The organism is Salinivibrio proteolyticus (assembly GCF_001996165.1).
GTDB lineage: Bacteria > Pseudomonadota > Gammaproteobacteria > Enterobacterales > Vibrionaceae > Salinivibrio > Salinivibrio proteolyticus.
The window spans coordinates 1-9,757 of sequence record NZ_MUFP01000036.1 but is presented as its reverse complement, the minus strand read 5'-3'; the positions used below and the strand labels follow the sequence as shown (position 1 = coordinate 9,757).

The window sequence follows — 9,757 nt, the reverse complement described above, 5'->3', positions numbered from 1 at the left end:
GTTGATTGTGGCGAGAACGAACAGCTTTCTAGATTACCGAATTTGCTTGGCGACCATAGCGCTTTGGACCCACCTGACTCCATGCCGAACTCAGTAGTGAAACGAAGCAGCGCCGATGGTAGTGTGGGGTCTCCCCATGTGAGAGTAGGACATCGCCAGGCTCTCATTGCTTATCTTGTTGATAGCTCGATGCTGTTGATATCTGCGATGCTCATGTATTGGCATACACTGCGCGTCTCGATTCAACATCCCCATCGCATCAAATAAGATAACCTAATTAAAGCAGCTAAATGTAAGACTTTAATTAGCAGAAACATCAAGCCCTGACCTCACGGTCGGGGCTTTTTTGTATTTGGAAGATCAATAAAGCTCTTGCCCTTTATGCCTTGCTTTAGACTGCCTGCTAAGTAGATAGCATTTCATTTTCTACTTACCCAAGATCCAATAAAAAGCCCCGTCTTGTCGACGGGGCTTTGTCTTTTCAGCTATGTAATAGCTCGATTATTGAATTTTACTGACTCGGCTTACGCGCTCACCTGAAATGGTACGTAGCTGTACCGGGGCGCTGACGTGAGGAGCGTTTGCCGCATTATAGGTCTGCCAGCTTGCACCATTATCGGTTGAGTACTCAATGGTGAGTCCAGGGAATGGCGAGTTCGCTTTCAATATACCGCTTTCTATCACCCCACCCGGAACGGGTAAGCGGAACCCAACACCCTGTTGCTCTAGTTGTGGGAACCAGTAGTTCGCTAACTGATTGGCAAAGAGGTTGTAATCAATGTTGCGCTTGGTTTGATTCGCCTCTTGCCCGGTTTGAGTGCTTGCTTCCCAGTCGGCACGGTGCCAAGCTCGCTCAGCCATGGCGAAGAGGCGAGGAAAGGTCATGGATTCAAATTGGCCATCGGAGCGAATGGTTTCACTCCAAATAGATGCCTGTAAACCGAGCACATTTTCTGGACGCGTCAGTGTTTTCACGGTGGCAGCGTCTAGTACCTCTTGTTTGGTGATCGGTGCACCATTGCGCTTTGCATCTGCGTTAGCGTAGAGGTCATCGGGCATAAAGCTAAACGTCTTACGGGTGTCGGTAAAACGGGGTGCCCAATAATAGCCACGCTCACTTGGGTCTGGCTCATAGGGGTGGTCAAAATAGAGGTGTGTGGCTTGGTTATAGATAACGCCATAGCCATTGTTGGCGAGATTATAGGCGCGATCGGCAACGCCCCACTCCCAGATATTTTGCCACGCGTTGCCATAGACGTGCTCATTGGCAAGTTGTGCGCGTGGATAGACTTTGTTGTTGTGCATGAGGCCATCTTCCCAACCACCGAGATCGAGCTGATGACGTTGGGTAATGTGCGAAATACGTTCGACAAAGTACTGACTCAGATCGTCAACACTGTTCACACCTGCATTGTTGTCTGCAATAAAGGTCTGACAGACGGGTGACTCTTTCCAAGCACCGGCAATTTCATCACCACCAAAGTGGAATGTATCGAGCGGCTGTATGTCTCGATGCGCATCGACGAGCGCCGCAACCACTGTATCGACGAAGCGATAACTGGATTCCATACAAACATTCATCGCATTGTCTGTGAACATTTGCACAGAAAGATATTGGGTGTCGTCTTCAAAGTCCGTGAGCAAATATTCTTTCGCTTTGGCTTCATCACCTTGTGYCATGTACTTGTGGTAACGCGCTTCCATCGCTTTAATGGCCGCGTGCGCGTGACCTGGCATATCTACTTCTGGAATGACGGTGATATTGAGTGCCTCTGCCTTACGCAGAATCGCTTGATAATCTTCCGTAGTGTAATACCCATTGGATGCTTCTGTGCCGTCAGGCCCTGCGCCTAAAAAGGGCAACACGCAGCGGGTTTCTGACAAGTCATGACAGCGTTTGCTACCGATGTCTGCCAGTTCTGGTAGGGCTGGGATCTCAATACGCCACGCTTCATCATCACTGAGACGTAAATGGAGTTTGTTGAGTTTCAGTGCGGCCATTTGGTCGAGTAACTTTAAGATCGCCTCTTTGCTGCGGAAGTTTCGCGCCGCATCGACAGACAGACCACGATAAGCAAAGCGCGGTGCATCGGTTAGCGTCACCGCCTTGAGTGTGTCACCAGTTTTGAGTTGTAGCAGGCTTTGTGCAGCGTACAGGGCACCCGCTTGATCAGGGGCGTCAATGTCAATACGTTGCTGCTCAGGTTGTACATCTAGGCGATAAGCTTCGTGCCACTGGTCGCTTCCATTAAGGCTGACTTTTCCCCACCCCACATGAATAACTTTTTGATTAGTAGGTGCCCAGTCGGTGGCTGAAATGCCAAGCTGATCGGCAAGCCATTGTGCTTGTGCTTGATAGCCGTTGTCGAAGACCACCGTCCACTCACTATCGAGAGTGATGTGGCCATTTTTCTCAATGCGACTGGTAGGTGTGGGAAGCACGTGTCCTTGGGTATTCACCAACGACAGATCGGCATTGCGCGCATAGCGCTGCTCGGCCGTAAACGGATCATAATGGTCGGTCAGTGCACCACCGTAGCGCTTCCACTGTGAGGGAGCGTCAAAGTCACCGACAAAGGTGAGCTCATCATCCGGTTTGGTGGGCACTTGGCCATTTTTGTGGTTACTGGTGCTGGTAATCAACGCGGTATGCGTGCCCGCTTCATTGTCGGAGGCTAAATACCAATTCGGCATAATATCGGATTTGGCGACTTGCCAGTCAGAGGCATTAAAGCCGACCACTAATTGATCACCGGGGGCGAGCGGAACAAAGCTGTCCGTGGGTTCGAGTTTGAAGAGATCCCCATTGACGTGTGAAACTTTCAGTTGGTCGGTGTCGATCGACTTGATCATGCGAATGTGGCTGAAATAAATCGCCCAGCCCGTTTTAGGTAGTGTCTGAGTGCTTTGGTTGGTAAAGGCGACGTTGCCCGTAAAAGAGCGCCAGTCATCTTGCGTATTATCAATGACTTGGTATTGAACATCGAGCCCGTTTCCGAGTGTATCAAGCTGCGATGCAGGCATCGCCCAAGCGGTGCTAGATAATGAAGCGCCGATCAGGAGACCCAGTACGGTAGGTTTGAGCATGCTATCCTCCAAACTTATTTTTTATTGTGAAAATAGTTAACAAGACAGTAGAGGATAGTAATCAAGAAGCCTAGCAATCTTGTCGATTAAAGTGCATTTATGTCTAAGGATTCAAACTTAATGGTATGTTTAAGCAGGTGTTTTCACCCAAGGCGCGAGGATGATCGCAGCGAGAGAGCCCTCTGTCGCTGCGATACAAATTAACGGGGGACCAAACAGCCTAATGCTAACTGACTATCGACTAACTTGATGCCCACATCCAGCATCTCGTCACAGGCGGTGGCGACTGTTTGTGGGTGAATACCACGACACGCGGCAAGGTTCACAATCACGTCAAACTGACCGCGCTTTTTCAGCTGGATGGCGGTGGTTTTGACGCAATAATCGGTTGCCAAACCACCGACAATGACGGTTTCTACCTCTTGGCTGTGTAGCCATTCGATTAAGCCAGTACTGAGCTTCTCTTCAATATCATGAAAGCACGCACCATAGGGATGTAAGTCTGGTTCGATGCCTTTCCAAACCACATAGTCGTAATCGGTGACAGGAGGTAAGTCGTCAATGGTTTCGAACCCTTTGGTGCCGGGAACCGCGTGTTTGACCCAGGTGAGATCCGCGTTTTTATACGATAGCGGTTGGAGCATATCGGCAGCATCGTCAACCACCCAAACCGCGTTAGCCGGATGGGCGTCCTTGGTGAGGACACGCACATCTGCGAGCGCGGCTTGGGCATTCAATGCCGATCCTAATTGATTTCCCTCGGGTACCGGTAACTCGTCTGGGCAGTCGGGTGTAAAGGTACGTTGAGGGTCCACATCAATAGCAGCGATTCTGGCGATACGCATGGCCTGCTCCTTTTATAGAATTTGATTGAGCAAGTGATCGGCGCGCACACGTTTTATCCGCTTTAACAGCCGTTTTACCGGTAACGGATAATCTTCCATCTTATCGATATGTTTGTAGCTGCCGACCAAGCGCGTGTGCTCGAGGATCTTATCCACTTCTTGCTGTTTTTGCGCTTCGAGGCGTTGATGCTTATCGTGGATAAGAATGGCGTTTTCTAAATCTAACTTCCACGCGCGTGGATTGAGATTATTCCCCGTCAGCAACATGTACTGGCGATCGACCCAAATGCCCTTGAGGTGGAAGCTGTTGTCGTCATGCTTCCAAATATGAATGTTCAACTGGCGTTTGGCGATGGCGGCTTCATTGCGGCGCGCAAAGTTACGCAAGTTCACTTCATAAAGATAGGGCAACGCTGAGATAGTCTTAAACGGCGCCTCTGGGGGAGAGTAAAAATCGTTCGCGGTTTTATCACCGACAATAATGCTGACGGTAACGCCTCGGCGCAGCGCGCGACGGATTTCTCGGACCACGCTACGGGGCGGATTAAAGTAGGGGGTACAAATCACCAACTCTTGATGCGCGCTGGCAATCAAATGACAGATATAGCGGTTGAGTTTGTTCTTACGTTTACCCAGCCCGACCATCGGTGTTAATCCAACCTGATGCTCACTAATCGGCTCATCGTCATAGCGATAGCTTGTGCGTTGTAGCTGGCCGCGAAACTCACGAATACTGGGCTTAAGCGCTTTACTATTTGGCCGGTCTGGCGAGGCGAGACAATTAACGGCACTGTCGGCGGTGAGCGTGTTGACGATAAAGTCTGCCATGGTATCGGCGAGCTTTTTATTGGCCAGCACATGATAGCGGTCATAGCGGTATCGGTCGTGCTGCGCGAGATAGACATCATTTAGGCTGGCGCCGCTGTAAAGTACTTTGTCATCAAAGACAAAGCCTTTGAGGTGCAAGACTCCAAAGACCTCGCGATTTCGCACGGGGACGCCCAAGACTTCGATCTTGTGAGTGTAGCGCTCGGCATAGGCACGATACAGAGCAGCATTGCCGTCCGATTGTTCGGCGCCAATTAGGCCGCGTTGTGCACGGTGCCAATCAACCAGTACTTTGATGTCGAGCTCGGGGTTCGCTTGTTTCGCCTCATACAAAGCGTCGAGTACGCTACGTCCGGCCTCATCATCTTGTAGATACAGGGCAACCAGATAGATACGTGATTTGGCGTTTTTAATTTCGCTATGCAGCCGTTCTCTAAAAGAAACTGCGTCTAATAACGTTTCGAGATGTTCTGGCTGGTGCGCAATGGTGGGCAGGCGATCAATTAGCTGCCGATTTGCGTTAGCTGAATCCATTGTTACCTCATGTTGTTCGACGGCCAGAGTCGAGCGGTTTGATGCTAAACCCTGAATTGTACCAGAAATCGTGGCAAGCAACGGATCTCTGATCCTAGGCTTTGCCATTATCATCACGCTTTCCCCTGATACGCCATCGCAACTAAGTCTTTGCCAGCGTGACAATAACTATCAAATCGGGTAGCGAGATCCTCGGGTAGCGCCTCGCGTGCGACCACATCAAAACCGTGGCGCGCGTATAGCCCAGTGAGATGGCGAAAGGCAAGGCAGAAACACGGCTTTGCCGCGATCGTCTCTTGGACGCCGGTCAGTAAACGATCGCTCAACCCCGTCCCTCGTAGCGCTGGGCTAATGAGCATGCCGGTTAATAGTTGATAGGTTGGCCGTTGCTGAAAACGTACAGCGCCACACAAGCCATTTGGCCCATCAATCACCCAAATTACTTCATCTTTTTTGGGTTTGCCCGGTGGGTAGTGAGTTTTATAAAGCCGAGCCACCAATGGAAAACGCAATGGCTCCAGCGGGTGAATACGATAATTATCCATAGTCCAATAGGTGCGCAATACGAGCAGGACAGGTAGTATACCTATCACTGAGTTTCCTGACAGCGTAATGCATTCATGAAGTGGTTATCTGATGTGTCTTTGACACCCCATCATACATTTGGTTTACCGGCACGCGCTCATGCGGTGGTTGAAGCGCATAGCATTGCTGACTTATGCGCCATTTGGCAGCATCCAGACTATGCAAGCTTACCCAAGTTGATCGTTGGGGAAGGCAGTAATCTGCTGTTTTGTGAAGATTACGCGGGTGTGGTGGTGCTAAACCGCTTGTCTGGTCTTGAGGTAGAGGAAACGCCGCACGACTATCTTCTGCATGTGGGCGCCGGCCAGTCTTGGCACCAACTGGTTGCTTGGACGATTGAGCAAGGCATGCCCGGACTGGAAAATCTTGCCCTTATTCCGGGATGTGTGGGCGCGGCCCCGATTCAAAATATTGGCGCTTATGGCGTCGAGTTTTGCGAACATTGCGACTATGTCGATACCATTAATCCTCGCACTCAAGAAACACGCCGCTTGACGCGAGAAGCCTGTCAATTTGGTTATCGTGACTCCATTTTTAAAACGGAGGCGATGACGGGGTGGGTGATCACGCAAGTGGGATTTCGATTAGCGAAAGCGTGGCAGCCAGTGCTCAAATATGGAGCGTTAGCCGATCTCAACGGTGAGCAGGTGTCCGCGCAAACTATTTTTGATGCAGTGTGTGCGATTCGCCAAGCTAAGCTTCCCGATCCACGGGAATGCGGTAATGCAGGGAGCTTCTTTAAAAACCCAGTGGTGGATGCAAAGCATGCACAAACCTTGCAAACTCGTTATCCCGATATGCCCATGTATCCGGCTGGTGAGGGCAAAGCGAAGCTTGCAGCTGGCTGGTTAATTGACCAATGTGGCTTAAAAGGAGCGAGACAAGGCGGTGCGCGTGTCCATCCTAAGCAAGCATTAGTGCTGACTAACATTGATCATGCCACTAGCCAAGACGTCGTCCAACTCGCAAAACACGTGGTCGATGAAGTACAGGCGCGGTTTGGTGTCACCTTGCACCATGAGGTGCGCTTTATGGGCGCACAGGGTGAAACTACCTTGGAGGCGCAATGAGCCGTACACATAGCGCAAGGTTAGCCCTTATCGGCCGTTTATCCGACGGTGAATTCCACTCAGGCGAAATGCTAGGAGACGCGTTGGGCATGAGCCGGGCGGCTATCAGCAAACACATTAAAGTGTTGCAGTCATGGGGGCTAGATATTTACCGCGTGCAAGGTAAAGGCTATTGCTTATCGCAACCGATTGAGTTGCTCGATGAAGCTTGGCTAAGTGATCACACTGATGTGCCTGCCTTATCCGTTATCCCAGTCATTGACTCTACCAACCAGTATTTGATGGAACGTGTTGGACAACTAACGTCAGGTAGTGTGTGTTTGGCTGAGTATCAACAGCAAGGACGTGGTCGGCGAGGGCGTGTGTGGCAATCACCGTTCGGGAGCAATCTGTATCTATCGATGTATTGGCGCCTGGATGCGGGACCAGCGGCTGCGATGGGGTTGAGCCTTGTGGTGGGTGTGGCGATGACTAAGGCGTTGCATGAACTGGGCGCGCCTGGTGTGAAAGTAAAATGGCCGAACGATCTCTATTATCAAGATAAAAAGCTTGCGGGCATCTTAGTGGAAATGACGGGGCAAACCGGTGATGCGGCGCATCTTGTGATTGGGATGGGGCTGAATATTGGTATGGGACCGCACGTCAGCGAGCATATTGATCAGCCGTGGGCAAGATTGGCCGATGCGTGTCAGCCGATGCCATCACGTAACGTGCTTGCCAGTGTATTGATAAGCCGTTTACAAGAAGCTTTGCTCGATTATGAAAAAACCGGCTTAGCGGGGATCATGGATGATTGGCAGCAATTAGATAATTTCAAAGGGCGCCCCGTGAAACTCTTGATGGGGGATCGCGAAGTTCGCGGCATTGAGCGTGGGATTGATGAGCATGGTGCGTTGTTACTGGACGTAGATGGCGTCATCACACCCTATTTAGGGGGAGAAATTTCACTAAGGCGTGATGACTAACCGTTATTTACGTACGCGTATGCGCTGGACCGAATGATTAGCGCCTTTCTCTAAGATCAAGCTGGCTCTCTCTCGGGTAGGAAGAATGTTTTCCATTAAGTTCCGCCCGTTGATTTCATCCCAAATACTCGCGGCGGTATCTTTGGCCTCGGCAACCGATAGACGCGTGTAGTGATGAAAATACGCATCCGGGTCTAAAAAGGCGCCGCGACGGAATTTCATAAATCGCTCGATATACCAGTGTTTGAGCAATGCCGGTTCGGCGTCAACATAAATAGAGAAGTCGAGAAAATCTGAAATAAACACATGATGAGGATCATGTGGGTAATCCATCCCACTCTGTAGAACATTCAATCCCTCTAGGATCAAAATATCGGGCTTTTCGACTTTCTGCACTTCACCAGTGATGTCATACACCAAATGTGAGTATATCGGCGCTTCCACACAGGCTTTACCGGATTTTACATCTGCCACAAACTCTACCAATTTGCGCATGTTATATGATTGAGGAAAGCCTTTGCGTTTCATCAATCCACGCGCTTCCAACTCCGCGTTGGAATACAAAAAACCATCGGTAGTCACTAAGGCTACCTTGGGGTGATCGGGCCAGCGAGTCAGCAGGGTTTTTAATAAACGTGCAGTGGTACTTTTACCGACCGCGACACTGCCTGCAATCCCAATAATGTAGGGGACATGATTGGAGGCAGGCTGGGTCAAAAACTCGTCGAGCACCTCAGTGCGACTCTTGCGCGACTTGATATACAGGTTGAGTAGTCGTGACAGAGGCAAGTAAACATCTCTCACCTCATCCATTGAGAGGTGCTCGTTTAGCCCTCGCAGGCGTTCAATGTCGTCTTCGGTGAGCGTCATGGGCACTGCATCCCTCAGTTCAGCCCATTGTTGACGGTCGAACGACAAATAAGGCGTTAGCGTTGCGTTCATGGTCCGTTTGCCTTAAGCCAATAAAGAGGTGGACGATACCGCAATCTGCGTATCAGGAAAAGTAGTGGTCCGCGTTGTTGTTATTTAGGATTGGCTATTTTAGCAACAATTAAGCCCTAAATTGTGCAACAGGCGAAAAAATCACCTGTTTTTTTGATTTTTCCTATTGCAAGGCCCCATTTCATCGCATAGAATGCGCAGCACTTGTCGCCGGCTTAGCTCAGTTGGTAGAGCAACTGACTTGTAATCAGTAGGTCGCCAGTTCGATTCCGGCAGCCGGCACCAAAATTAGGTGGGATTCCCGAGCGGTCAAAGGGATCAGACTGTAAATCTGACGGCTCAGCCTTCGAAGGTTCGAATCCTTCTCCCACCACCATTTTCAAATTGTTTGAATAGCTCTACGAGAAACGATTGCGGGCATCGTATAATGGCTATTACCTCAGCCTTCCAAGCTGATGATGCGGGTTCGATTCCCGCTGCCCGCTCCACTCTTTTTAGAGTGCTGATATAGCTCAGTCGGTAGAGCGCACCCTTGGTAAGGGTGAGGTCGGCAGTTCAAATCTGCCTATCAGCACCATCCTCTCCAAGGTAACTTCAAGCCGTTTGATATATACTCAACAAACCTAATTGTTGGTTGTGTGGTCGTAATGCCACCGAAATACCGTGCTTAGAGGGACTGTCATGTCTAAAGAAAAATTTGAACGTACGAAACCGCACGTTAACGTTGGTACTATCGGCCACGTTGACCACGGTAAAACTACTCTGACTGCCGCTATCTGTACTGTACTTGCAAAAGTACACGGTGGTGCAGCGCGTGACTTCGCATCAATCGATAACGCACCAGAAGAGCGTGAGCGTGGTATCACCATGCGTGAGCGTGGTATCACCATCGCGACTTCGC

Annotated in this window: 8 protein-coding genes, 4 tRNA genes and 1 rRNA gene; 8 read left to right on the top strand and 5 right to left on the bottom strand. The window is 50.2% G+C overall.

Translation table 11 applies throughout. The annotated features are described in order from the left end of the window. Positions 1-45 precede the first annotated feature (45 nt). Positions 46-161, top strand: a 5S ribosomal RNA gene (gene rrf / locus BZJ19_RS16720). 340 nt (positions 162-501) lie between these two features. Here the strand turns inward: rrf and BZJ19_RS16715 are convergent. The 4 genes from BZJ19_RS16715 to BZJ19_RS16700 all read right to left on the bottom strand — a co-directional run bounded on the left by BZJ19_RS16715 (position 502) and on the right by BZJ19_RS16700 (position 5,887). Further along, a complete protein-coding gene (locus tag BZJ19_RS16715; protein ID WP_077676457.1) occupies positions 502-3,087 on the bottom strand; it encodes a family 20 glycosylhydrolase in 2,586 nt (861 codons plus the stop codon). A gap of 200 nt (positions 3,088-3,287) precedes the next feature. Further along, on the bottom strand, positions 3,288-3,932 hold the full coding sequence (locus tag BZJ19_RS16710) for a nicotinamidase (RefSeq protein WP_077676456.1): 645 nt from the start codon (positions 3,930-3,932) through the stop codon (positions 3,288-3,290). Positions 3,933-3,944: 12 nt separating this feature from the next. Next, positions 3,945-5,294, bottom strand: a complete 1,350-nt coding sequence (gene pssA, locus BZJ19_RS16705) for a CDP-diacylglycerol--serine O-phosphatidyltransferase (protein WP_077676455.1) — start codon at positions 5,292-5,294, stop codon at positions 3,945-3,947. 113 nt (positions 5,295-5,407) lie between these two features. Continuing rightward, a complete protein-coding gene (locus BZJ19_RS16700; RefSeq protein WP_338096979.1) occupies positions 5,408-5,887 on the bottom strand; it encodes a GNAT family N-acetyltransferase in 480 nt (159 codons plus the stop codon). 27 nt (positions 5,888-5,914) lie between these two features. Here BZJ19_RS16700 and murB point away from each other — a divergent pair, with 27 nt between their 5' ends. Together murB and birA are read left to right on the top strand one after the other, a co-directional pair. Further along, complete coding sequence (gene murB, locus BZJ19_RS16695; RefSeq protein WP_077676453.1) at positions 5,915-6,949, top strand: UDP-N-acetylmuramate dehydrogenase; 1,035 nt, start codon at positions 5,915-5,917, stop codon at positions 6,947-6,949. Next, the gene (gene birA / locus BZJ19_RS16690; protein ID WP_077676452.1) at positions 6,946-7,914 is read left to right on the top strand and encodes a bifunctional biotin--[acetyl-CoA-carboxylase] ligase/biotin operon repressor BirA; all 969 of its coding nucleotides are present in this window, start codon (positions 6,946-6,948) and stop codon (positions 7,912-7,914) included. Before murB ends, birA begins: the two co-directional genes overlap by 4 nt. A gap of 3 nt (positions 7,915-7,917) precedes the next feature. On the opposite strand, the gene coaA is transcribed toward birA, so the two are convergent. Continuing rightward, on the bottom strand, positions 7,918-8,856 hold the full coding sequence (gene coaA / locus BZJ19_RS16685) for a type I pantothenate kinase (protein ID WP_069587006.1): 939 nt from the start codon (positions 8,854-8,856) through the stop codon (positions 7,918-7,920). A 209-nt stretch (positions 8,857-9,065) separates the two neighbouring features. Here coaA and BZJ19_RS16680 point away from each other — a divergent pair. The 5 genes from BZJ19_RS16680 to BZJ19_RS16660 all read left to right on the top strand — a co-directional run. Next, positions 9,066-9,141 (top strand) — tRNA-Thr (locus BZJ19_RS16680). Between the two features lie 6 nt (positions 9,142-9,147). After that, positions 9,148-9,232, top strand: a tRNA-Tyr gene (locus BZJ19_RS16675). A gap of 37 nt (positions 9,233-9,269) precedes the next feature. Continuing rightward, positions 9,270-9,344 (top strand) — tRNA-Gly (locus BZJ19_RS16670). Positions 9,345-9,357: 13 nt separating this feature from the next. Beyond that, positions 9,358-9,433, top strand: a tRNA-Thr gene (locus BZJ19_RS16665). A gap of 104 nt (positions 9,434-9,537) precedes the next feature. Beyond that, a partial coding sequence (locus BZJ19_RS16660) for a GTP-binding protein (RefSeq protein WP_235608286.1) occupies positions 9,538-9,757 on the top strand: 220 nt, incomplete at its 3' end.

What these genes read in the sequence shown, in the direction of transcription:
- murB (WP_077676453.1), top strand. Translation starts at nt 5,915, where the DNA reads ATGAAGTGGTTATCTGATGTGTCTTTGACACCCCATCATACATTTGGT.
- coaA (WP_069587006.1), bottom strand. Translation starts at nt 8,856, where the DNA reads ATGAACGCAACGCTAACGCCTTATTTGTCGTTCGACCGTCAACAATGG.
- BZJ19_RS16710 (WP_077676456.1), bottom strand. Translation starts at nt 3,932, where the DNA reads ATGCGTATCGCCAGAATCGCTGCTATTGATGTGGACCCTCAACGTACC.
- birA (WP_077676452.1), top strand. Translation starts at nt 6,946, where the DNA reads ATGAGCCGTACACATAGCGCAAGGTTAGCCCTTATCGGCCGTTTATCC.
- pssA (WP_077676455.1), bottom strand. Translation starts at nt 5,294, where the DNA reads ATGGATTCAGCTAACGCAAATCGGCAGCTAATTGATCGCCTGCCCACC.